The organism is Brevinematia bacterium, from assembly GCA_039630355.1.
GTDB lineage: Bacteria > Spirochaetota > Brevinematia > DTOW01 > DTOW01 > SKYB106.
Map to the genome: position 1 here is coordinate 32,990 of JBCNVF010000013.1, position 25,024 is coordinate 58,013.

The window sequence follows — 25,024 nt, forward strand, 5'->3', positions numbered from 1 at the left end:
TTTATTCTGGTATTGTGAATTTGAAATACATCGGGACTTCTTTGGGAATAAAGGTGTTCGTGGGTATATCCTGAATCAGTGTTACTGCATCTACCGGTAAATAATTTGTAAATTCATGGAAGCTATCGTTTGAGCTAACAGTTATCTCTCTCTTTCCAAAATAGACAGCAAATGGGTTTGCGGGTCCTATTGTGTTTTTATCTCCAGGTGCTACTTTTATCAGATACTCCCCTGGAGATAAACTTGTGTGTAGCTTTGATAGCTTATTTGAATACCCTGAGTTGTCGTCACTTGCTATCCTGATGATATTCTCTTGATCTATTTTGTAAAGATATAAGATAGTGTCTGGAAAGTTTGCCATGTTGTTAGATAAAGGAATTGTGCAAACGTAGTAAGTTCCTCCTTTACAGATCCAAGCGTTTCTTAGAAAAGTATTAGTCCTATATTCGGAAGAAGTAGCAGAGGGATAGTATAAAAGTACTGCTCTTATTAGGGAACTTCCTACTGAGAAGTCATTACCACTTGGGTAGCAGTATATTCTTGTAATGTAGGTAGAATTAGTTTGGTTAGAAACGGTAATTAGCAAGTTTGTAATTTCTTTTTCACCCTCTGTGTCCTGTGATATGGATATTCTTATGCGAACTTCCAAAGGATCGGTAAGACTTGCTAGGATAGTGTCTGCCTGATATATGGGAACTCTCACCATCTTGTTTGATGCCCTGATAGTTGTCAATATACTGAGAGAATTTGGCGAATCCAAATAGATTCTGTTTGGGGTCAAGAAGGTGAAATCAGGGTAATAGTATTGTAACTCTATGTTAGTTAGGTCAGTTGGCACCCATTCTGGAATAAACCATACATATGGTCCTATGACAATACCTTCGGGACTTCCGATCACACAGGAGGTTAGTAAAATTACCAGATGGATCATTAGTGAAATGATAATAATATTCCTTATTTTCCTCATAAATCCCCCCGTAAATCTAAAACTTTATTTTCACTCCTATACAGGGACCTAGAGCCCACTTTTCACTGAGAATACTCTTCATGAAGTTTACTTCAAAGATTACGTTGTAGTTATATGAATTTAGTAACAATACCCCAGCGGTGAATATTGAAGTCAGACCTAGACTTGTGGGAGGGACCGGGTTTGGTGTATAGTAGGTGAATGGTGAAGGAACATAAGTAAGTCTAACCTTTGCACCGAAGTAAAATCCTAAATCTTTTGAAGGCATTACGTCTCCGAGTAGAGCTATGGATAATGCCATTAAGCCTCCAGGTGTTGTTCCTGGGTAAGTTGGTATAGGAACGAAGGTTGCTCCAAATTCAAGGTCTGCGGAGCTAGCAAATAGCGAATCTTTATCTCCAAGAAACTGCAATTTTATATCAGAAAGAAAGCCCATAAGTCCCCATAACCTTATGCCTACGTCCACATTGTCTGAGATACCATACCTTAGGAATAAGTCTGGATAGCCAACGAACGAAAGCTGGTTTGTGTATTCGTAGGAAGGGTAAATGTAACTTGGTACCTGAAATATTGAAAAAAATGTTCCGACGCCTATTTCAAATTTTCCTTCTTCAAGTGTTCTAGGATATTGATAAAAACCTGCAGAGCACCCAGAGTATAAAATTATTGTGGAGAGATATGTCAAAATAGCAATGGTTTTTTTCATAGATACAACCTCTTCTTCTATAGCTTTATTCTAAGTCCGGAAAATCCTTGGAAGCAACTTAGTATATTAGAGTTTTTGGGCTTTATTCAATTCCGATAATATTAATTATGTTAACTTAAGCAGTCTCTCAAGCTTAACACTCTCTTTTCTATCTCTTTACACTATCTTTACATTGATGATCCAAAATTGTTCTTAATGTAACTTCCTTACGACTCTGTGTGGAGAATATGAAGAGAGACACTTCTTTTATGGTGACGAATACTTTCAGAAGAAAGTTTGTGGATTTTGCATCTAGGATTGGTGTCTACGTGGTAGCAGGATTAACTATAATTCTTCTTGCTTTCGTTATAATCTTTATATTCAAAGAAGCTTTTAGTCTTTTTACAAAGGGTTATGTAAGCGAAAACGCAAATTTTAGAAACCTACTCTCTCTGTCTTGGCAGCCAATAAACGTAGAACCTAGGTATGGTATTATCCCTCTGATAATGGGTTCGCTAAAAGTTGCTTTAATTGCATTAGTTATAGCTCTTCCATTGGGGGTATTGTCTGCTTTGTATGTGAGTGTATATGCATCTAGGAGGGTTAAAGAAGTTGTTAAACCTGTAATTGAGCTAATAGCTGGTTTACCTACTGTAGTTATAGGCTTTTTTATGCTTATAGTTGCCGCCTCTTTTCTACAAAGTGTTTTACAGTGGGATTTTAGGTTGAATGCAGTAGTTGGAGGTATGGGTGTATCACTAGTTATAATACCTGTTGTCTTTACTATAAGTGAAGACGGGATGAATGCAGTGCCAAGGAGCATTATAGAGTCTGCTTATGCTATGGGAGCTTCAAAACATCATATTGCGTGGAAAATAGTTCTACCCTCATCTCTTAATGCTGTTTTCTCAGCGGGAATAGTTGGGGGTATGAGAGCGTTTGGAGAAACAATGATAGTTTTGATGGCTACAGGTAATGCTCCTATACCACTCTGGGATCCTTTGCTTCCGGTCAGAACCATGTCTGCTACAATTGCCTCTGAAATGGGTGAAGTTCATATTGGTAGTGAGCATTACGTGGTTCTGTTCATAATAGGGTTTATTTTGCTTGTAGTTACTTTGATATTCAACACCATTGCAAATGTGGTTGCTTCGTTACTGAGGAGAAAACTTTATTCATAAGGGGAATTGTATGACCCAAGGAGGAATTTCTCAAACTCTTGTTAGGAGAACAAACCTAGAAGAAAACAGAAGTTTAAAGAGACTAAAGAGTAGGTATAAGGTAGAAGATACTCTAACACGCTTCTTACTGGGTTTTTCAGTAGTATTGATAGTGTTAATCTTTGTGATTATTTTGACAACTATATTCATTGGTGGTTATCAAAAGATAACGTGGGACTTTTTAACCGGGGCTCCAGAGAAAGGCATGACGGAAGGAGGAATATTCCCGGGAATAATTGGGACTGTGCTACTTGTGCTAGTAATGTCTATCTTCTGTATTCCTGTTGGGGTGATTACTGCAATCTATCTTAGTGAGTATGCTAATAAAGAATCTTACTTTTATAAGATAGTGTATTTTTCAATTAGCACTCTAGCTGGCATTCCGGGTATAATCTTGGGGCTGTTTGGTTTATCGTTTTTTGTCATTACCCTGGGAGGAACGATAGACAATCTCTTTTACGGTGGTAAGCTTACTTGGGGCAAACCTGCACTTATATGGGCTGGCCTTACCATGGCAGTTTTGACAATGCCGGTTGTTATAGTGTCCGTAAAAGAAGCGTTAGAATCGGTTCCAGAAACACTTAAAGAAGCTGCTTTCTCATTGGGGGCAACTAAGTACGAGACCGTATTTAAAGTGGTATTACCTAGGGCAATGACGGGAGTTCTTACTGGAAGTATCCTTGCGGTATCTAGGGGAAGTGGGGAGGTTGCACCTATTCTTTTCACAGGTGTTGCCTACTATCTGCCCTACTTACCAAGCTCACTAACAGATCAGTTTATGGAATTAGGATACCACATATACATAATGGCTACACAGTCTGTGGATGTGGATGCAACCATGCCAATTCAGTTTGGAACCACGCTAGTCTTACTTGTACTAACATTTATGTTAAATCTGTTTGCTATATTCTTAAGAGGAAGACTAAGGAAAACAAAAAATATATAATTCTTGGGAGGGATGATGGCTAACTTATACAGCGAAGGTAAGAAGGCCGAAAAGATAATAATAAGCATAAAATCCCTGAACTTTTGGTATGGAGAAACAAGAGCTTTAAAGGACATAAACATGAACATCGTGAAGAACAAGGTAACTGCACTGATTGGGCCTTCAGGTTGTGGTAAAACAACACTGCTAAGAACCTTAAACAAGATGTATAAGCTACTTGATGGAGTAAGAATAGAAGGTGAGATAATTTTGGAAGGCAAGAACATACTAGATGATAGCTCCATGGATGACTTTGAACTAAGGAGCAAAGTAGGAATGGTGTTTCAAAAACCTAATCCGTTTTATACCTCAGTATACAATAATGTTGCCTTTGGTCCAAGGCTAAGAGGGATCAAGAAGAAAAGCACTTTGGATGAGATTGTGGAAGATTCCCTTAAAAGAGCAGGACTGTGGGAAGAAGTGAAAGATAGACTGCATAAATCTGCTCTCTCACTTTCTGGAGGACAACAGCAGAGACTTTGTATAGCAAGAGCACTGGCAGTAAAACCCGAAATACTTCTTATGGACGAACCAACATCTGCGTTAGATCCCGTATCAACAGCAAGGATAGAAGATCTCATAGTTGAACTCTCTCAGAGCTATACTGTGGTGATAGTAACTCATAATATGCAACAGGCGTCCAGAATATCAGACTATACAGGCTTTATGCTTTTAGGCGAACTTGTGGAGTTTGACGAAACAGAAAAGATATTTACCTCACCTTCTGACAAAAGAACCGAAGATTATATAAACGGCAGGTTTGGTTAGCTTATAAGGAGGTATGTATGATAAGGCTGGAAAGAGAGGTTAACCAAATAGAAGAGGACCTAATTAATGTAGCTTCAATGATAACTGAAATGCTTTACGAGGCAGTGAAAGGTCTAAAGAAGTTTGATCAGAAAAAATGCGAGAAGGTAATAAAAAACGACGAAAAGGTTGACCAAATGGAAATAAGTATAGAAAGCAAAATAATAAGAGCAATAGCTCTCTATCAGCCAGAGGGAGAGATACTAAGGAAATTAGTAATGGCAATAAAGATGAACAAGGATCTTGAGAGAATTGGTGACCATAGTGTGAACATTGCAAGCAACACCATCAAATCTCTTAGTATAGGAAAGATAGAAATTCCCGAAGAGATAGAGTCTATCTTCAACACCTTAACAATCATGATAAACAAAACAGTTAGAGCTTTCATAGACCACAATTCTGACATGGCAAGAGAGGTAATAACCATGGATAGGGAAATTGACATGCTTAGAGACAAAGGAGTAAGAAGAATCATAGAAGAGGCAGAAAAGGACCGAGATATGGAGAAAACTCTCCTTCTTATCCTCGCATTCAAGGATCTTGAGAGAATAGGAGATCTACTAACAAACATATGCGAGGATATAGTGTACATAATTGAAGGCAAAATGATAGAGCATATGTATAAGTAGTAATTGCAAAAAACTGAAAGAACCTGCCCTTTGCTACCTCCACTATCCTACTCCCACCAAGTGGTATTACACAAATATATGTTTATCAGTATCTGGTTCTCCAAATTGGAATTTCTTGATCCTTTCCGATAAAATCCTTCTATGAGAAAGCTAGCCATATTCGGCTCAACGGGATCGGTAGGAGAAAAAGTTCTAGAGGTTGTCAGAATTTTTCCGGAAGATTTTTTGGTGAAAGCCTTGGGAGTAAGGAGAAACATAGATAAGGTTTTGGAACAAGCAAAAGAATTTAGTCCCAAGTATGTCTATGTGGATGAACCACCAGAGAGCATAAGTGTAAGTACGGAAAACCTTGGATGTGAAGTCTTAACGGGACACGAAGGAATAGTTAAGATATGTAATGATGAAGAGATAGACACAGTAGTAGTTGCAGTAGATGGATTTTCGGGAGTTTTTCCTACTGTTGAAGCCATAAAGGGTGGAAAGAGAGTATTGACTGCTAATAAAGAGAGCATTTTTATGTGGGGATACGAGATAATGAATCTTGCGAGAGAAAATAACCTAGAAGTAATACCCCTAGATAGCGAACATAATACAATATTCAACTTGGTCTCCAGAGTTGGGAAAGAAAACGTAGAGAGATACATTATTACTGCTTCAGGAGGGCCATTCCTGAATAAGCCCCTGCAAGAACTTGAAAAGATAACCATTTCTGAGGTTATGTGTCACCCTAACTGGAAGATGGGGAAAATTGTTACATTTAACAGTGCTACAATGTTTAACAAGGTCTTGGAAGTTTTTGAAGCACATATATTCTTTGGAACTAGCATAGAAGACATAGAGGTTGTAATTCATCCAGAGTCAAGGATTCATAGCATGGTATTACTTAAGGACGGAACTGTGTGGACTATATATTACAGACCTGATATGATATTCCCAGTAGCAAGTGCTATGTTCTATCCAAGGATACCAAGACTATTGGATAAGTCAGTTAAGGGTGAATCTCCAGTAGGAAACAACATAAGATTCCTTGAGGTAGATGTCTCAAGGTTTCCTCTGATGTCTATAGTAAAAGATCTGCAAACGTCGGAGAGAAAAAGAAGAATTTCACTTAATGTAGCCAATGAAATATGTATATCCCTGTTTGAGGATGGAACTATAAGGTTCAACCAGATACCATGGATTCTAATGAAAGTTTTCTACGATTTCTCACCCTCAAGAGATGTAGGAATATCTGAAAACCTCAAGAATGAAATGAAAGAAGTTGAGTTGGAAGTAAGGAATTTCATACTACAGTTTATTCAGTAAGTCTCGTATTTGCCCTTACCGTGGCGTAGAAGGAGATTTTCTACATAAGCTATAAGCCTTCTCTTGTTTTCATTAGAAAGTTCATCATATTCAACACCTATTTCGTTTCCACTGCTGTTTCTGACTATGCACCAAGCTTCAATGGTAAAGGGTTTTCCTTCGTACATTATTGGAAAGACAATCTTTATCATGTCCCCAGGGACAAATATTTGCCTAACCTCTACCTTCATCCCAGTTTCCGAAATGTCAAGGATAGTACATCTACCCTTCATCCTCTTAAATTCGTATACTGCCTCTATATTTACAGGTACTCTTGAAGCTCTAAGTCTACTCTGCTTTTCCTCCATAGTTTCACTTTTCAGTCTCAAAGATATCTTTACTTAGGTGCTTCACCTTTACCCTATATTTTCCTGAGAAACAAGAATTACAGAAATTTTCGTTCCCCTCCACCAATTCCATCATATCGTTCAATTTTAAATATTTTATACTCTCAACATTCAAGTATCTCCTAATTTCGCTAATGGTTTTCTGATTTGCTATAAGCTCTTCAGTTGAAGGAAAATCTATACCAAAATAGCAAGGAGATTTTACGGGTGGTGAAGCAACCCTAAGGTGTATTTCCCTTACTCCGTTCTTCTTCAACAGTTCAACAATTCTTCTCATCGTTGTTCCCCTTACAATTGAGTCATCTATCAGAACCAATTTCTTGCCCCTAACTACATCCGTGGGCACAAAAAATTTAGTTTTTACAACCCCATCTCTCATACTCTGAGAAGGTTGGATGAAAGATCTACCTGTAAAGTGACTCCTTATCAGTCCCATAATCATAGGAATTCCCTTTTTCTTCGAGTACCCCATGCCTGCTATTAATCCCGAGTCAGGAACAGGAATCACCCCGTCAAACCTCTCACCTTTGTCATACTCTGCTAGTTTCTCTCCACACCTGTATCTGAAACTATATACACTTTGATTGAAAACATTACTTGACGGTTTTGCGAAATACACAAGCTCAAATATACAATGGTTGAAACTTTCTTCTCCAACTACTCTTTTTCTGTGCATCCCCTCCTTACTTACAAACACAACCTCACCCGGCAGAACCTCTTCATACTCAAAAATATCTATACTCCTAAGTGCTGTATCTTCAGAAGCAAAAAACCAGGTTTTACCATCTTTTCCAAAAACTAATGGCCTAAAGCCATATCTGTCCCTAAATGCTATAACACTATCATCAAAAAGCAAAACTATAGAAAACGCTCCCTCAAACGTCCTAATAGCACTTTCAACCGAGTGTTGTATGTCTAGACTTTTATTGTATTCCTTCACAATGTGGTGCAAAACTACTTCGCTGTCAGTTGTAGTAAAAAAAGTGTGCCCTTCTCTCATCAGAGAATTTCTAACCTCAAGCGCGTTCGTTACATTACCATTGTGTGCAAGCGCTATTGTTTTCCCATCAATTGTCTTAGAAACGAAGGGTTGCAAGTTTGATATATCATCCGAACCTGTGGTTGAATACCTAATATGCCCTATTAGACTTGTAGCTTCTCTTATTTTCTGAATTTCTACTGAGAAAAGATCCTTAACAAGCCCCCTAACTACCAGTCTGTGAAATTCTCCCTGAGAGTAAAATGCTATACCTGTTCCTTCTTGCCCTCTGTGTTGTAGTGAGTTCATTAGTATGTATGCCTTTTGTGTGATCTCATCAGTCTGTCCATGAATTGCAATAATTCCACATTTCTCTTTTAGGTCTTTGTTCATGTTGTAATTATGTGTGATTGTTGCTTGTGTTTTAAAGGTTTGTTTTTGTGCTCTCTTTGGTTTTTGTGTATACACAATCAAGTTAACATAATTATGCAAAGTTTTAAAACCTAAGGTTTAAAACTATGTATAGCCCCTCCTTCTATTGGGATTGGCTTGGGTTTTTGTTTTGTGTCTGTTTGTTTAGGGGTAAAAAAACAATTTAACATAATTATATAAGGCTTTTTGGAGTTTTAGAAACAAACGACCTAGTTCCCCAACTCGTAATTCCTACTTTGTGCAATTTATAATTCCAAAGCACTTTCCAGAACGGAGGGGACAGATGCCCGTTTTTCTTAAGAAAGTTGAGCTTTTCGGTTTTAAATCTTTTGCAGACAGAAGTAAGATTGAGTTCAACTCTCCGGTTACCGCAATCATTGGACCAAATGGAAGCGGCAAAAGTAACATAATTGATGCAATACGATGGGTATTAGGAGAAAGTAGCTCAAAAGCCCTAAGAGGTAACACTTTTGAAGATATTATCTTCGCAGGATCCCAATATAGGCCTTCCCTAAGCGTAGCCGAGGTATCTCTTCTTTTTGATAACACAACAAGAATATTACCCATTCCAATAGATGAAGTTGAAATCCTAAAAAGATACTACAGATCTGGGGAAGGGAAAATTCTTATAAACAAGCAAGAGGTAAGAGTAAAGGACGTAGTAAACCTTTTTCTAGGAACGGGTTTTGGGAAAGAAGGATTTTCAATAATAGGACAGGGAGAAATAGAAAAACTTGTTGTAGGAACACCGCAAGAGAAAAGAGATTATGTAGACGAACTACTTGGTTTAAGTAAGGTAAAATTTAAGAAAAAGGAAGCAGAAAAAAGACTACTTGAGGTAAACTCAAACCTTACAACACTTATTGCTAGATTTGAGTCAATAGAAAAAGATTACAACAGACTTAAGATTGAACTAGAAAAACTCAACATATACAGAAAACTCTCCGAAAAACTAGAACACCTTGAAAAGCTCCTTTCATTGCTTAAAGTAATCCACTACCAGCAAGAACTAACTCCCCTACTCCTAGAAAGAGAAGCAATAGAAAAAGAAATAAAATCCCTAAACGATAAACTACAAGAGTTCACCAATTCCCTCTCATACTTAGACACCCTACTCCAAGAAGAAAATAACCTACTCTCCATAAAAAGAGAAGAACTAAACGAAGTTGAGAAACTAATAAAATCCAAAGAACTAGAAAAGAAATCTCTAGAAACAAAGATAGAAATGTCCAAACGAACTATTGACATATACACCTCCTCCATAACAAAAGAACTTCAAAGAAAAGAAGAACTAGAAAAAGAGAAACTCCTACTACTTGAAACAATAGAGAAACTCTCAAATGAAGCAACTGAAATTCAACACCACACCCACGAACTAAAAGAAACTATCAAAAATACTGAAACCGAAAAAGGTGAACTTGAAAACCAAAAGGAAAAACTACTATCAAAAGTAGAATCTATAAAAACAATAATCTCAAAAATAGATACTCTATCAAAGGAAACAAACTGGCTTTACTCAAAGAAGGAAGAACTAATAAAATCTAAAGCTGAGTTATCAACTCTCATCCAAGAGATAGAAAAGTCTTTAAATGAAACAAAAGCAGAAAGAGACAGAATAGTTCTAGAAATAGAGAACCTAAGACAGGAAGCAGACACTATCTCCCCAGAACTATCCCGAAAGCTATTAAATATAAAAACACTTGAAGATAAAGCTAACGAAATACAGACCTTAATAAGCAACCTCTCAAAACAGTCCGAAAGAATGTTTCAAGAGTTCTCAAACAATATAAGTAGTAGTGCAATAAAGATAGGAGAATTCATAAGCCAAGTAGACCTAACCTCTCAGCAAATTACAAATATCTGCGAAATAATCCTAAGCCAAAAACTGGAACAACAAGAAATCAAGATAAAAGTAGAAGAAATAAAACAACTATCAACAACACTCTATGAAAAAATTAAGACCTTACCATACCTATCAACCGCAACTGAATTCATATCAAAGAAGATAGAGATAGATGAAAACATCCTATCACTGAGAAAATCCTTTGAGGAAATCCAAGAAAAAATCTACGTCCAAAAGGATGAGATTTCAGAACTGCGTGAGAAGCAAAAAAGAACTGAGATAATACTATCAACAAAAGAACAGGAGCTTACGAAAAACGAAAAACTCATTGAATCCCTGCAAAAAGAACTTAAGGACAAACTCCAAAAACTGGAAAGCTTGGATAAAGATCTAAAACAAATTCTATCTGATATCCAAAGCCTTCAACTTGACTCCGCAAACATTCTAACCAAACTGTCAAACTTAGACATTGATAGTAGTAACACTCCCTCAGAAGAGAAAACAACAGAACCAGACCTATCTCAGCTAAAGCCTTACCTAGAGGAAAAACTAAAAGCCCTATCCCTAAAAGAGATTGAGGAAAAAATTAAGGAAAAAGATATCCTGATCTCCCACAAAAGAAGTGAACTCTTGCAACTTGAAACCAAAAACACAATAATCCACTCAGATATCAAGTCATCAAGAGAAAGAATAAGAAAAATTGAAGAAGAAACGGAGAAAATAAAAGAATTTACAACAGCTAAGCAAAAAGATATACTAACCGAAGAAGAAAACATTAAAAATTACCAAATACTACTAGAAAACTTAACACTCACCCTTGAAGAACTCTCAAACCAGAGAGACAACCTTCTAAAAGTAGTTTCAGAAAAATCCTTAAACATAAAAGAGCTTAACCAAAAGTATAGAGAAACCACAAACAAGAAAGAAGAAATTTCTAAAAAAGTTAGCCAACTTGAAAAACAACTTCTGCTAACAGAAGAAAAGATTAAATCACTACAAAACAATATAGAGACAACAAATCTCCAACTAGCAGAGAAGTACGGATTGACAATAAAGGAAATTGAAAATCTGTTTTCTCAGGAAGAACTAGGAAAGTCTCTAGAAGAAATAACTAAAGAAACCTTAACCTTGAAAAATAAAATAAGAGGGATAGGATTTATAAATGAGAATGCGGAAAAAGAATTTAAAGAAGTTGAGAAAGAATACCTATCCCTAAAAGCAAGCCTAGAGGATATCCTTCAAAGCAAACAAAAACTTGAAGAAATGATAAACAACATAAACAGTGAAATAGAAAAGATTGTCTCAAACTCCCTGGAGGACATTAGTAGAATAATAACAGATGTGTTTAGAGAAATCTTTGGAGGAGGGGGAGTAAGAATAGAAATTGATAAAAACGATCTAATAGAAGGAGGAATAGAACTTAGTGTAAACATTCCTGGGAAAAAAGTGAGAAACTTATTACTTCTGTCAGGTGGAGAAAAAGCCCTAGTCGGAATAATATTCGTCTTCTCCGCCCTTATGATAACCAACACTCCTATCGTAATACTAGATGAAGTAGATGCTTCACTTGATGACGAAAACACCGAAAGGTTTAAAAGACTAATACTCTCCTTCAAAGACAAAACACAATTCATAATTGTCTCCCATAACAAATCAACAATAGAACTCTGTCAGGATATATACGGAGTTACAATGGAAGAAAAAGGTGTCTCTAAGGTCGTATCCTACAGACTCCAGGATCTGGCAGTGTAACTGCTCTTTTTTTCGTGATTTTGTCCTTGCTTTTGTTGTTTTTGGGAAAAACAAACAAGTTAACATAATTTAACCCAAAGGCTAATCCTTTTTCAAGACTTTTTCACCAAATTACCAACCACACAACTTGTAGCTATGGAAAACACGTGGAAATTAAAGTTTATCAAAAAGTGAGTTTAGTTACAACTCCTTTGAAAGCAAGAAGTATAATGTAGATAACACTTAACAGTAGGGTTATTAGCACTCCTGTTGGTAGATCAAGTTCGTAGCTTATGCCAATACCTATAAATTGGACAAAAATAGCTGTAAAAGTTGACAGTATTATCATTGTTGAAATTCTTTTTGTGAAGAAACTAGCTATAGCTGAGGGGAGAGTTATCAATGCTATTGAAAGAATCACCCCCACAGTTTTGATCATAAGAAAGACTGTGATAGAGATAAGCAAAATCAGAAGAGTTAAGAACACTTCAGGAGCAATGCCTCTAATCTTGGAAAATTCTTTATCAAAGCTTACCAAGACAAACTGATGGAAAAACACAACTGTTATACCTAGCACTAGGAAAGAGATAATGAGTATATATGCTATATCCTCAGTAGATATAAGAAGTATATTACCGAAAAGATAGCTTGTTATATCTGTAAATCTTGGGGTAAGGTACGCAAAAAGTATTCCCAAGGACATTCCAACTATCCAGACTACACTTATAGCAGTATCAACCCTTTCCTTTCCCCAAAGATAGAACACACTTATTATGATCCCTGAAAGTATTGCAAACAGCGCTCCTCCAAGAGAAGGTGAGAGTAAATTTATTCCCAGCACCGTATTCAAGTATAAAGAAACTCCTACACCACCAAGCACAGAATGACTTATTGATCCCGCAATATAACTCATTCTATTCACCACAGTAAAACTACCAACAATTCCTATCGGAATACTTGACAAAAAAGCTGATATAACCGCATTCCTCACAAAAGACATCTCAGGATCAAAAAGTGCCTTAAAAAATTCCATACAACTAACCCGCATGTAACACCTTTTTACTCTTTCCAAAACACCCAAAAATCTCCGCTAATGCCTTATCTGGAGTAACACCATGTTCCTTAACCTTTCCACCACTTATGCATATAGTTCTATCTGTTAGATCATTCACAAAACCAGTATCGTGCGTAACAACTATTATTGTCTTCCAACCTTTAAGTCTCTCCAAAAGAGAATTTACAATTTCCTCACCTTCCATATCTATATTTGAGGAAGGTTCGTCAAGTACTAAGATACAAGGTGAAGAAGCTAAAGCCCTGGCGATCAGAACCCTTTGCTGTTGTCCCCCAGAAAGCGAAGAAAAGCTCTTCCTCATCAAATCAGAAATCTTTAACTCCTCAGCTAAAGCTTTGATTCTCTCTTTATCAACACTAAAAATCCTCCCAAAAGGTTTCAAAACTCCTCCAAATAGTACTTCCTCAACCGTTATAGGAAATTGAACATCAAAATTCCCAATTTGTGGCACATAACCAATCTTACCACTATAATCCTTAGGATCTTTCCCCAAAACCAAAACCCTACCTTCCCTAGGTCTCAAAAGACCCAATATGATCTTAACAAAAGTCGTCTTACCAGAACCATTAGGACCCACTACAGTTATAAACTCATTCTCGTAGATCTTCAAGCTAACATTCCTAAACAGCATCAAATCTTCGCTATAACCGAAACTTACATTTTCAAATGATACCACAACATTCATAGAATTACCTGTAACTATCCCTTATAAGAATAGCTATCCTCCTCATATTTTCAAGATAATCATACTCCAGAGGATTTATCTCAACTACAGTTCCTCTAATCTCCTTTGCTAGCACCTCAGCACTTTTCCTTGAAAAACCCGGCTGAACAAACACAACCTTTATCCCCTCCTCCTTAACAACTTTAAGGATTTTTACAAGCTCTCTCGGCGAAGGATCCTTACCTTCCCTCTCCAGTGCTATCTCAACAACCCCATACTCCTTCTCAAAATACTTAAATGCAGAGTGAAAAACTAAAAACTTCCTACCTCTGAGATCATAAAGAATTTTCCCAATCTCTTCGTGAAGTTCTTTTAACTTCTTCACCGTGTTTCTATAGTTTTCTTCATAAAAGTCTCTATTCTGAGGATCAAGACCAACAACAACTTTCAAGATGTTACTAGCCATCACTATCATATTAAGGGGAGAGAGCCATACATGAGGGTCATACAAACCAGAATAGTAATGATGTTCTTTACCAAAATGTTTCTCACTCAAAGCTAGCTTACTAAGCCCTTCGGACATATCAACAACTCTCACCTTTGGAAATGACTTTCTCACTTTACGAATAAGATTCTCTTCAGAATCCCCAAGGCCTAGAGAAAAGAACACCTCAGCTTTACCTACTTTCTTCACAAGTGAAGGAGAGACTTCAAAAGTGTGCGGATCCCTCCCCCTCTCAACAATAACCAAAACCTCAAACTTATTGCTAACTATACCATCAACAAGCCACTTTTGTGGCAAAATTGTGGTAAATATTACCCTTTTCTCACCATACCCTATAAGTGCAAAAGAAAAAACTATAAAAGAAAACACAACAAACTTTAACTTTGCTAAAAAGCCATTAATAAAACACATATACGAATACAAATGTTTTATATAATATACAAAATTCTATCACTTAGGTCAAGATTATATACTATCACATCTCTTGACACTACCAAAAAACATCAAAAACATCATCAAATACCTTAACCACTATCCCTACCTTCACTATACACCATTCCCGATAAGACTGTGAGAAAAGCAGAAAACAAAACTAATAGCAAACTCCAGACTCATTTTTGTTAGTTTATTGAAAAGCAAAGTCCTTTCTTAGATAATATCAGTATGACATTACTAAGTTTCGTGAAAAGTTTCCTAAACAGTAAAGGCTTCTCTCTTGTAGAGATTCTGATAGTGCTAGCAATAATAGGAATATTACTGACAATAGCTATACCAAACCTGTTTAAGGCCGAAGAAGCTACAAGAAAAAGAGCTACGGAAATGGAAATCAGGGGAATAATAGCTGCGATATACAACTATAAACTAGCTACTTACTCCTTGCCTAAATCTCTGAGAGACCTAGTAGATGGAGGATACATAAAGTCCAGTGCGCTTTATGATGAATGGAACAGTGAATATAAGTTTGAGACAAGAGGTAACAAAATAGTTATAGTAAGTCCAGGTCCTGATAGAAAGCTTGGCACGAAAGACGATATATCAGTAGAAGAGATATTTTAGTTACCAAGTAAGAAATGTAAATTAGACCTCATTGCTTTTGAATTTTGGTTTCTTGAAAGACTAAGAGAAAACCAAATATAATACTTTTCTAGGGTAAGGTGTATGAAGAAGGGCATTCATCCTGTACTGAAGGTTTCTAAGGTGAGGTGCGGTTGCGGAAATGTTATTGAAATATTATCCGTTTTTGAAGAAGAACACATAGAAGTGTGTTCCAATTGTCATCCATTTTATACTGGTAAGAGAAAAATCGTTGATACTGGCGGTAGAGTTGAGAAGTTTAAAAAGAGGTATAAAGTCAAGTAGTTTATGTATAAGCTAGTAGTGGAAGGGGGACACAGGCTATTTGGTGAGGTTGAAATAAGCGGTGCCAAAAATTCCGCTCTCCCTATAATGTGCGCTTCTCTTCTAATTGAGGATGATGTAGTCATCCACAATATTCCAGATCTAGAGGACGTAAGAGTAATGAAAGTCCTTCTAGAGAAGCTAGGTAAGGAGATTCTGTTTTCCAATAACACCATGGTGATAAAAACTAGAAGTGAAGATGCGTATGAAGCCCCCTACGAGATAGTGAAGAAAATTAGAGCATCAATAGCAGTTTTAGGACCTCTGCTTGCTAAAAGAAAAAAAGCTAGAGTTTCATTTCCCGGAGGTTGTGCAATCGGTCCTAGGCCAGTTGATCTGCATATCAAGGGAATGAGAATACTAGGAGCTAGCGTTAAGGTTGAATACGGCTACATAGTTGCCGAAACAGATGGACTTACCGGAGGTCTTGTCAACATGCTTGGAGTTAACGGAACAAGCGTTGTTGCTACCGAAAACGTTATGATGGCAGCAACCCTAGCAAAAGGAACTACTGTCATTGACAACGCTGCTATGGAACCAGAGGTTGTTGACTTAGCAAACTTTCTCATAAAGTGCGGAGCTAAAATCAAAGGACATGGAACAAATACAATAGTTATTGAAGGTGTGAAAAAGCTTAGAGGAGCTGAATACACAATCATCCCCGACAGAATAGAGGCAGGAACATATATCTTAGCAGGTATGATGACAAATGGAGAAATCATCGTTAAAAACTGTGAACCCAACCATCTCAGAGAACCCATAAATGTGTTTAAACAGATGGGTGCTAGAGTAGAGATACTTGATAAAAATAGAATACTTGTAAAAGGTGTTGAAAAATATGAACCTGTAAATGTCACTACTCTCCCCTACCCACTCTTTCCAACAGACTTACAAGCACAACTGATGGCAGTCTTAACCAAAGCCAAAGGAATAAGTATCATCGTTGAAAAAGTATTCCAAAACAGGTTTGCTCATGCTGCAGAAATGAATAGGATGGGAGCAGATATAACTATTGAGAACGCTTCCGCAATAATAAAAGGTGTTGACAAACTTTACCCAGCCACGGTAATGGCATCAGATCTAAGAGGAGGAGCCGGATTAATAATTGCTCTTCTCGGCGCAGATGGCACAGGAGAGTTACTTAGACTCTACCACGTAGATAGAGGATATGAGAGAATAGAAGAAAAACTATCTAAACTTAGTGCAAAAATCAAAAGAGAAAAAACAGATATTATATGATATCCCAAATACTTAGCTTCTTCAAAATACTTAGACTGCTCTTACAAAAAGGGAAAATTTACCTATTCTTTCTAATACTCTCTATCTTCGTCTTCTCTTCTTTCGTTGTGATAGTTTTGGGAATCAGAAATGCTATACACAGAACCGTTGAGGAAAGCATAGGCTCAAAATTACCACCAGACATAATAAAAGTCACCCCCAAAATAATACCCAGAAACATATTCTCCGGCAACATCAAGGGCGCAGAGATAACATCAAGCGATTTTCACAAAATATCTAAAATGAAGGGAGTTAAGAGAGTATACAGGGTCATGGAAATTCCTTTCCCCAGCAGTGTGATACTAGTAGTATTCGGCATAACCGGAAGATCAGATATGGTCACTTACGGTGTCGATTACGAACTTGTTAAAAAGGACATATTCAGAGGACTCTCCTTCAAGTACAATGAAGGAGAGAATACCATTCCATTTGTTGTGCCTAAGGGAATCATTGAAGGGTATAATTTGGCTTTCGCCAGAGGACAAGGAACCCCTACCGTCACTGAAAATTTGCTCAAAGGATTAACCTTTACCTTCTTCGCAGGTAAATCAAGCTTTAGAACCCTTCCTAATTACTTAGAAACTAAAGGCATTATTGTCGGAATAAGCGAAAACATCCCACCACTTAGCATATGTATGCCCATAAACGCCGCCTCATACCTGTCAAAACGATTAGTGCCAAATTACAAAGAAACTTACTCAATGCTATACGTGGAACCCTATTCCCACGACTACGTTAACGAGGTTATAAACAAACTCAGAAAAATGGGATTTGTCGTTGAAACTTCTACCGACAAAACTGTATTCGTAGAAAATATAAAGGGCTTCATATCTTACATTGTGCTCGGACTAATCGCTCTAGTTGGTATATTCGCAGTTGTCTCCATTTTCATCTCAATAATGCTCTTCGTCACCACAAAAGTTGAGTTTCTATCTCTATTGAGACTACTAGGAGCAAATAAGATCTATATCTCGGTTTTGATAACCTCCCTAATAAGTGTTGTAGTATTTTCGTTCTCACTACTCTCAAGCTTGTTGTCTCAGACAGTTTTCATAAACTACTCATCCTTGCTCATAGAGAAATACGAGGTCGTAAGTACCTTTATAAAGAAGGACTTCTTCCACTTAGGCCTTAGTGATGTTATCACACCAGTTCTTATAAGCACCTTACTGTCAATTCTTTCCTCCGCCTTCGTCTCATTGAGATTTCTTGTCAAGAATATCTAAAAAGGATCTTTCAAAAAAGTGAGTTTGAAAGGAATGTAAAAAGTCCTTATAATAGTTCTCAGAGGTAAGAGAAGATGCCAAACGTAGTACCCACTAAGCTTAACTTGATAACCACGAAAGAATTCCTATCACTCGCAAAAGACGGAAGAAACTTACTGGACGAGAAAAAAGAAGTATTGATCACTAATATTCTCTCAGTCGTAAAAGAGGTAAAGAAACTTAGATCGGAGTTTGATGAATTAGTAAGGGAGATATACAACGATTTCATCTACATAAAGTCCATCCTGGGAGATGAGTTTGTATACAACGAGCTTAAGTGTGCAAATGTTAGAGAGATAGAGTTTGACATACTACATAAAAACATAATAGGCGTCATCGTGCCAGTGGTTAAGTCTATGAACATTAGAATGGATACCCATATAAACTACTCCTCTTTCTTCTCATCCTACAGACTAGAGTCTATAAAAAGTAAGTTTGAGACCTTGCTTAGAAAAATAGTAGAGGTTGCTGAGAAGGAAGCAGTACTATGGAATTTGATAAAAGATCTCAAGAAAACCCAAAGGAGAGTAAATGCCCTAGATAATGTCATAATACCAGAACTTTTAGAAAATATAAAGTTTATAGTAGATTCCCTTGAAGACAGGGAGAGAGAGGTTCTTTTCCAGCTTCAGAGAATGAAGGGAAGGAAGACAAAGGAATATGAAGAAGCTAAGGATACTAGCACTTGGTGATATCATCGGAACCAAAGCTGTAGAAATTTTGTCAAAATATATCCCAACCCTAAAAACTATAACCCATTCAGATGTAGTGATAGTAAATGGTGAGAATGCTAGTTTTAGCGGAGTAGGAATAATGGAAAAGGAATATAAAATGCTTTCAAGCGTAGGCGTAGATGTGATTACCACTGGTAACCATGTGTGGGATAAAAAGGAGGTCCACAATTTCATAAAAGACGCGGAAAAGCTATTGCGCCCTATAAACTGTCACCCCTCCCTCCCAGGAAAAGGAAGCACTATCATCCCCATCAATAACGATCAAAGCCTAAAACTTGGTGTAATAAACGTAATAGGAAGCATCTTCATGGATTCACCCTTCGTTTCTCCTTTCTACGCAGTTGAGGAAGAAGTTAAAAAAATAGGACAATTCACAAACTTGATAATAGTAGACTTTCATGCAGAAGCTACCGCAGAAAAAATGCTTATGGGATGGTTCTTAGATGGAAAGGTTTCTCTACTGTTCGGCACACACACCCATGTTCAAACTTCAGACGAAAGAATACTACCAGGTGGCACAGGATATATAACAGACATAGGAATGTGTGGTTTTTCAAAATCCGTGATCGGTAGCAAAGTTGAAGAGTCTATGAAAAGACTAGTGATAGGAATACCTGAGAGACTAAACCCATCCACCGAAGGAAACTTTGAAATAAATGGTATAATCGCAGATATTGACACCACTACAGGGAAAACAATAAACATTGAGAGAATTAACCTCAAGATATCTCATGACATGAACTTGTAGGAGAAATTATGACAGACATAAACTATTATGACTTTGATCTTCCAGAAGAACTGATAGCACATACACCACTTCCAGAAAGAGATAGGTGTAGATTACTAGTCGTAGACAGACTCTCACATTCCTTTTACGAGAAAACATTTAGAGACATAGTTGATTACTTAGAACGAGGCGATGTGTTAGTTCTGAATAATTCAAAAGTAGTAAAATCCAGAATATATGCAAAATGTGAAAGAACACAGAAGGAACATGAGATGTTAATCACCAACTTTCTAAAAACTAAAGAATTCCTAGCACTCGTTAGAAAAATAAAAAGGCTTAGAGTAGGAGACATCCTAACTATCAGAAATTTTAAATTCACTTTCAAAGGTGTAGAGAACGGGTTAGGTTTATTTGAATCCGACAAGCCTTTCTCAGTAAACGATCTTGAGGAGATTGGTGAGATCCCACTACCACCATATATAGAGAAAAAAAGAGAAAAACTCAACCTACCCAGAGTTACAGAGGCTGATAATGTCTTCTATCAGACAGTATACTCCTCCGTTGCAGGTTCCATTGCCTCACCTACCGCAGGATTGCACTTTACAGAAGAACTGCTAAAAGAGATTGAAAGAAAGGGAGTTCTTATAAGATATGTCACACTCCACATAGGGCTAGGAACATTTGAACCTATCAGAACCAAGAACATTGAGGAATTTAGATTGAAGGGAGAGTATATGGAAATTGAAAAAGAAGTCATAGATGATATTATTGAATGCAAGAAACGAGGAAATAAGATTGTTGCGGTTGGAACAACAGTAGTAAGAGCCTTGGAGACAACTTTCCTAGATATCTCAAAAAATAGAAATGGTTTCAAAGGAATAACAGAGCTTTTCATCTATCCAGGGTTTAAGTTTAACGTTGTGGATAACTTGATAACCAACTTCCATCTTCCGAAATCTTCCCTAATCCTTCTAGTCTCTGCCTTTGCTGGAAAAGATCTGATAATGAAAGCTTACAGTTATGCAATAGAGAAGAAATTCAGATTTTACAGTTATGGTGACGCTATGCTAATTGTTTAGAGTTTCTTATATACTCCTTGATCTTTTCAGAAACTTCCATAACCTGTTCAACAGACCTCCCGATAAAATCCCTAAAGGAATCTATCTTCTCAACACTCTCCCTCAGAACCTGAGGCACATCTTTCTCAAGAAGCTCATCAAGTAAGCTTATATTTTCTCCTTCTCTACCTTTCTCCACAACCTTCATAGCCTTGTCTCTTATCACCTTGTGCAAGATCTGTCTATCTCCTCCCTTTTTGACAGCCCTCATAAGTATGTTTTCAACCGCATAGAACGGCAGTTTTTCCTTCATTCTTTGAGTTATCACTGTCTCATTAACCTTCATCCCCTCAACTATCTTCTTATAGAGTATCAGAATCGCATCTACGCATAAAAAAGCCTCTGGAATAATTATTCTCCTATTCGCTGAGTCATCAAGAGTCCTTTCAAGAAACTGAGTAGCATGGTTTTGCAAAGCTACCAATGGTAATGTTGTGAGGTATCTTGCAATAGAATTTATTCTCTCACTCAGGATAGGATTTCTTTTATACGGCATCGCAGAAGATCCTACCTGCTTTTCACCAAACGGCTCTTCAATCTCTCCTATGCTTTGCAGATACCTTACATCATTAGCAAACTTTGAGGCTGACGCAGATATCATTGCTAGTTTAGACAGTACTATAAAGTCATATTTCCTTGGATAAGTCTGTCCTGTTATCCAGAAACTCTCCTTAAAGCCGAGTTTAGACGATACAATCTCGTCAAGCTTTTTTACTTTCTCGTGATTCCCCTCAAAAAGTTCAACGTAGCTAGCCTGTGTTCCCGTAGTTCCCTTAACTCCCCTAGCCTTCATAGTTGGCAAGAATCTGTCAATCTCTTCAAGATCAAGAAACAAGTCATAAGCCCATAGTATAATTCTTCTTCCTACTGTTGTAGGTTGCGCTGGCTGTAGGTGCGTATAGGAGAGGCAAGGTAGATCCTTGTATTTCTCCCCTACGTCAATAAGTCTCTCAATGACATCAACCAATCTTCTTCTCGTCAAGCTTAATGCCTTTAGGATTATATACGCCTCGGAGTTATCGGTAACTTCAGAACTCGTTGCACCCAAGTGGATTATTCCCCTAGCCTTTTTAGCTTGTAACCCAAAAGCTTCAATATGAGCCATTACATCGTGGTTAAGTTCCTTCTCAATATCTCTTGCTACATCAATATTGAGATCACTCTCATACCTCTTCATCTCCTCTATCTGTTCATCTGTTATCGGTAGCCCAAGCTCCTTCTGAGCCTCCGCAAGTGCTATCCAAAACTTTCTCCAAACACTGTATTTGAACTCTTCAGAGAAAATTTCTAACATCTCCTTGGAAGCATACCTTTCAGCAAGAGGATGGACAAAAGTCATAGTAGAAGTTTAACTAACACTCTTTGCTTGATTCAAGTCAAGCATTCCACTATGAATTGCTACTTGGAGTTCTCTCTTAAAAATTCTTCTAGCTCTTTTAGCTTTCTCGCTCCCTCTACAAAATCCCCCTTCCCAGTAAGTTTCTTATACTCCTCAATATATTGCAACGCTCTTAAGATCACAGTTTTTGAGACTCCAGACTTCTCAGACCCCCTTAAGATCACCTTTTCTATCTCAGATACATCAATCCTGGAAGCTAGGAAAAGCTTTGATATAGCTTTAGAAACTGTCTCATCCCATACTATTTTCTCACCATCCGACACCGCAATTCTTCTAAACTCCGGTATCTTCGCCTCCTCCGCCTGAAGATATATCGGCTCATAATAGAAAAGAGAGCTCTCAATAGGTAAAACCATTAGATTACCCCTGAGAACTTGAGAACCTTGTTGGTTCCATAAAGTTATTTGAGCGGAAATTTCGGGATCTTGACTTATCCTAGCCTCTATCTGCAGAGGACCAAACACAAGCCTGTCTTTAGGCATTCTGAAAACAACTATTTTCCCATACTCCTCAAAGTCACACTCAACAGACATCCAAGCTACAAGATTATCCTTATCCTTAGGCGTAAACGGAGTAACAAGTATGAACTTAAGGTTCTTACTCCCAGGAAGTTTAGTAACAATGTAGTAGGGCTCCACATCAATAGTTTCACCAAATTTTATCTCCTTTGCTACATTCCAAACATCCTCCTGGTTGAAAAAAACTTCAGGATCGCGCATATGATAAACCCTGTATATGTTTCTCTGGATCCTCAAGAGTCTTTCAGGATACCTTATATGCTTCCTTAGACTTTCATCCATCTCACCCAGTTCCCTAAACTTTATCTTAAACATATTCTTGAAAACTCTTATCACTGGCTCATTGGTATCTACCACATAAAACTCCACATTCCCGTTGTAAGCATCAACTACAACCTTAACCGAGTTTCTTATGTAGTTTACATCTTCAAAATATCTTGAGTATGGAAATTTATCAGATACTGTGTAACCATCTATAACCCAGTATAGCTTTCCTTTTGAAATGACGATATAGGGGTCACTTTCATAGTATATAAAGGGCATTATCTTCTCAACCCTACCAAGTATATTCCTGTTTATCAAAACTCTTGTTTCCGGGGTTATATACTCCGAAAAGAGAATTTTTATATCCTCACCAAGATACAAAGCAATCAGAAGTTTTTTCCAAAAAGTGTCAATTTTTATTCCTGCACTACCCTTATACCTAGTGTATACATTTTCCTCTCCACCTTCAAGCGATGAAGGATAATCAAATTCGTCTATTCCAGCATTAACAAACACATAGTGATCCGTAAGCTCTCCAAAGTAAATTCTTGGTTCTTCAACCGAAAGTTCGGGATACAGTGCTACGGGTGGTATATCCTTCACAAAAAGCTTGGGCATGCCATTCGGTAATATTTCGTTCACAGGAGTTGCCACCACCCCTATCCCATGCGTATACCTAAAGTGAATATTTATCCAGCTCTTTGAATTCTCAGGCAAGGATTCTATATCCAGCTCTCTAGGCGAAATCATTATCTGCCTCAAAGTTCCCCCTAGAGAATATCTATCTATGTCTATGTCATTAAACTTGTAGTAAAACCTTATTGTTTGTATCTGCCTATACGCATCTCTTAAAGGTTTCCAGTCCCAGAGTCTCAGGTTCTGTATCACCTCTCCGTTTCTGAAAATCGTCTCAGAAGTCAGAGGTTTAGCATCAAAAAATACCTCGTTCACATTGTTAAGACCGTAGGCTACGAGAGTAGCCTCTATGTTGTGCTTTATGAATTCCCTCTGTTTATCAAGTTCTGACGGCTTGACTACAAATATCTCCACGATAGACGGATAAACCACAAAGATTGACAGCGATACACCAACAACAACCCCAGAAAGGATAACTATTCTCCTCATCTGATTCCTAAACAATAAGAATACAGAAACTATTGAAAGCAGTATGACTAAAACTCCAGTGAGCCTAATCACCGGAAGAACAGCATATACCTCCTTGTAACCAGGACCACTGAAAAGTCCATTGTCAACAAACATTATCTGGTAAGGCGTAATAAAAGTTATTCTACACCCTAATACAAATAACCACACGATTAAGACAAAAACCGAATACCTGAAAATACCTCTTGCTAGCTTATTTGGCATTCTACCAGAAAACACAGCAAACCAAAAACTCACTCCATAAAACCCCTCCTGAAACCTGAGGTAAACGTATAGGATGAACATAGTAAATACTGATACAAGGAAAAGAAACCACAGAACATTGTTAAAAACAGTCTCTATGAAGGGCAGTGAGAACATATAGAATTCTGCTGGCATACCAAATATCGGGTCTATGTAGCCAAGAGTGCTAACCTTGCTAAAAAACTTAGCAATACTCATCCAATCAGTTGTAGCAGCTACATATCCAAAATACCCAGAAACAACTAAAAGTATAAGCCAAACCAAAATATTTGAAAACTTCTCTATAGCTTTCATTAATTCAAACTCTTTAACTTTTATCAGTCCTATTGGGAACCTTGGAAAGAAAAGCTTCATAGGAATATAAACAAAAAGCAAAAATCCCAAAAATACAGAACCAAACGTAACTAAAAATATAATAACCTTGTATTCTATTATTCCCCAGAAGATGTTGAAGTAACCCACTTCTTGAAACCAGAGCACATCAACCAAGAACTTCACTATCTCATTCAGAAGCAGAACAAATATTGCTCCTACTACCGCAATTACTATACCTACCCATATATCCTTAAACAAAACAGTTTTCCTTCTTAGATAGCTAACAAGAGCTTGAACCCCTAAAGGCAGTAGAAATAGAAGAAAAACTATGAACTTTATCATCTCTTATACCCCTTATCAAAATAATATTAACAAAACCAACCTGTCC

The 25,024-nt window shown here is 37.3% G+C and carries 22 protein-coding genes; 13 read left to right on the forward strand and 9 right to left on the reverse strand.

Annotated features, from left to right (window positions below):
- Position 1: 1 nt before the first annotated feature.
- Positions 2 to 967 carry a hypothetical protein gene (locus ABDH28_00870; GenBank protein ID MEN2997582.1) on the reverse strand — a complete coding sequence of 322 codons (966 nt, stop codon included), beginning with the start codon at positions 965 to 967 and terminating at the stop codon, positions 2 to 4.
- 16 nt (positions 968 to 983) lie between these two features.
- Positions 984 to 1,673, reverse strand: coding sequence for a hypothetical protein (locus ABDH28_00875; GenBank protein ID MEN2997583.1), 690 nt, complete (start codon positions 1,671 to 1,673; stop codon positions 984 to 986).
- 227 nt (positions 1,674 to 1,900) lie between these two features.
- On the opposite strand from ABDH28_00875, the gene pstC reads away from it, so the two are divergent.
- The 5 genes from pstC (at position 1,901) to ABDH28_00900 (ending at position 6,598) form a co-directional block, all read left to right on the forward strand.
- Complete coding sequence (gene pstC / locus ABDH28_00880; protein ID MEN2997584.1) at positions 1,901 to 2,833, forward strand: phosphate ABC transporter permease subunit PstC; 933 nt, start codon at positions 1,901 to 1,903, stop codon at positions 2,831 to 2,833.
- Positions 2,834 to 2,843: 10 nt separating this feature from the next.
- Complete coding sequence (pstA, locus tag ABDH28_00885; GenBank protein ID MEN2997585.1) at positions 2,844 to 3,818, forward strand: phosphate ABC transporter permease PstA; 975 nt, start codon at positions 2,844 to 2,846, stop codon at positions 3,816 to 3,818.
- Between the two features lie 15 nt (positions 3,819 to 3,833).
- Complete coding sequence (gene pstB, locus ABDH28_00890; GenBank protein ID MEN2997586.1) at positions 3,834 to 4,625, forward strand: phosphate ABC transporter ATP-binding protein PstB; 792 nt, start codon at positions 3,834 to 3,836, stop codon at positions 4,623 to 4,625.
- A gap of 17 nt (positions 4,626 to 4,642) precedes the next feature.
- Positions 4,643 to 5,293, forward strand: a complete 651-nt coding sequence (gene phoU, locus ABDH28_00895; protein MEN2997587.1) for a phosphate signaling complex protein PhoU — start codon at positions 4,643 to 4,645, stop codon at positions 5,291 to 5,293.
- A 141-nt stretch (positions 5,294 to 5,434) separates the two neighbouring features.
- On the forward strand, positions 5,435 to 6,598 hold the full coding sequence (locus ABDH28_00900) for a 1-deoxy-D-xylulose-5-phosphate reductoisomerase (protein ID MEN2997588.1): 1,164 nt from the start codon (positions 5,435 to 5,437) through the stop codon (positions 6,596 to 6,598).
- Here ABDH28_00900 and ABDH28_00905 read toward each other — a convergent pair.
- Positions 6,592 to 6,945, reverse strand: a complete 354-nt coding sequence (locus ABDH28_00905; protein ID MEN2997589.1) for a PilZ domain-containing protein — start codon at positions 6,943 to 6,945, stop codon at positions 6,592 to 6,594. The genes ABDH28_00900 and ABDH28_00905 overlap by 7 nt on opposite strands.
- A gap of 4 nt (positions 6,946 to 6,949) precedes the next feature.
- A complete protein-coding gene (purF, locus tag ABDH28_00910; protein MEN2997590.1) occupies positions 6,950 to 8,356 on the reverse strand; it encodes an amidophosphoribosyltransferase in 1,407 nt (468 codons plus the stop codon).
- 322 nt (positions 8,357 to 8,678) lie between these two features.
- On the opposite strand from purF, the gene ABDH28_00915 reads away from it, so the two are divergent.
- Positions 8,679 to 11,990, forward strand: a complete 3,312-nt coding sequence (locus ABDH28_00915) for an AAA family ATPase (GenBank protein MEN2997591.1) — start codon at positions 8,679 to 8,681, stop codon at positions 11,988 to 11,990.
- Between the two features lie 163 nt (positions 11,991 to 12,153).
- Here the strand turns inward: ABDH28_00915 and ABDH28_00920 are convergent, their stop codons facing one another.
- From ABDH28_00920 to ABDH28_00930, 3 genes are read right to left on the reverse strand one after another with little or no spacing between them, the layout of a single operon-like run.
- A complete protein-coding gene (locus ABDH28_00920) occupies positions 12,154 to 13,002 on the reverse strand; it encodes a metal ABC transporter permease (GenBank protein ID MEN2997592.1) in 849 nt (282 codons plus the stop codon).
- 4 nt (positions 13,003 to 13,006) lie between these two features.
- On the reverse strand, positions 13,007 to 13,729 hold the full coding sequence (locus ABDH28_00925; GenBank protein ID MEN2997593.1) for a metal ABC transporter ATP-binding protein: 723 nt from the start codon (positions 13,727 to 13,729) through the stop codon (positions 13,007 to 13,009).
- A 4-nt stretch (positions 13,730 to 13,733) separates the two neighbouring features.
- On the reverse strand, positions 13,734 to 14,624 hold the full coding sequence (locus tag ABDH28_00930) for a zinc ABC transporter substrate-binding protein (protein MEN2997594.1): 891 nt from the start codon (positions 14,622 to 14,624) through the stop codon (positions 13,734 to 13,736).
- A gap of 252 nt (positions 14,625 to 14,876) precedes the next feature.
- On the opposite strand from ABDH28_00930, the gene ABDH28_00935 reads away from it, so the two are divergent.
- From ABDH28_00935 to queA, 7 genes are all read left to right on the forward strand, one after another.
- A complete protein-coding gene (locus ABDH28_00935; GenBank protein ID MEN2997595.1) occupies positions 14,877 to 15,269 on the forward strand; it encodes a prepilin-type N-terminal cleavage/methylation domain-containing protein in 393 nt (130 codons plus the stop codon).
- A gap of 102 nt (positions 15,270 to 15,371) precedes the next feature.
- Entirely contained in the window at positions 15,372 to 15,572 is a 201-nt protein-coding gene (rpmE, locus tag ABDH28_00940) for a 50S ribosomal protein L31 (protein ID MEN2997596.1), read from the forward strand.
- Positions 15,573 to 15,575: 3 nt separating this feature from the next.
- Positions 15,576 to 16,850 carry a UDP-N-acetylglucosamine 1-carboxyvinyltransferase gene (murA, locus tag ABDH28_00945; protein ID MEN2997597.1) on the forward strand — a complete coding sequence of 425 codons (1,275 nt, stop codon included), beginning with the start codon at positions 15,576 to 15,578 and terminating at the stop codon, positions 16,848 to 16,850.
- Positions 16,847 to 18,115, forward strand: a complete 1,269-nt coding sequence (locus tag ABDH28_00950) for a hypothetical protein (GenBank protein MEN2997598.1) — start codon at positions 16,847 to 16,849, stop codon at positions 18,113 to 18,115. Before murA ends, ABDH28_00950 begins: the two co-directional genes overlap by 4 nt.
- Positions 18,116 to 18,189: 74 nt before the next feature.
- Complete coding sequence (locus tag ABDH28_00955; protein ID MEN2997599.1) at positions 18,190 to 18,846, forward strand: V-type ATP synthase subunit D; 657 nt, start codon at positions 18,190 to 18,192, stop codon at positions 18,844 to 18,846.
- Positions 18,815 to 19,636: a TIGR00282 family metallophosphoesterase gene (locus ABDH28_00960; protein MEN2997600.1), complete on the forward strand. Its 822-nt coding sequence runs from the start codon at positions 18,815 to 18,817 to the stop codon at positions 19,634 to 19,636. Before ABDH28_00955 ends, ABDH28_00960 begins: the two co-directional genes overlap by 32 nt.
- An 8-nt stretch (positions 19,637 to 19,644) precedes the next feature.
- A complete protein-coding gene (gene queA, locus ABDH28_00965) occupies positions 19,645 to 20,694 on the forward strand; it encodes a tRNA preQ1(34) S-adenosylmethionine ribosyltransferase-isomerase QueA (GenBank protein ID MEN2997601.1) in 1,050 nt (349 codons plus the stop codon).
- Here queA and purB read toward each other — a convergent pair.
- Together purB and ABDH28_00975 are read right to left on the reverse strand one after the other, a co-directional pair.
- Entirely contained in the window at positions 20,678 to 22,072 is a 1,395-nt protein-coding gene (purB, locus tag ABDH28_00970; protein MEN2997602.1) for an adenylosuccinate lyase, read from the reverse strand. The genes queA and purB overlap by 17 nt on opposite strands.
- A gap of 59 nt (positions 22,073 to 22,131) precedes the next feature.
- Positions 22,132 to 24,978 (reverse strand): UPF0182 family protein, encoded by a 2,847-nt coding sequence (locus ABDH28_00975; GenBank protein ID MEN2997603.1) that lies wholly within the window; start codon positions 24,976 to 24,978, stop codon positions 22,132 to 22,134.
- Positions 24,979 to 25,024 lie beyond the last annotated feature (46 nt).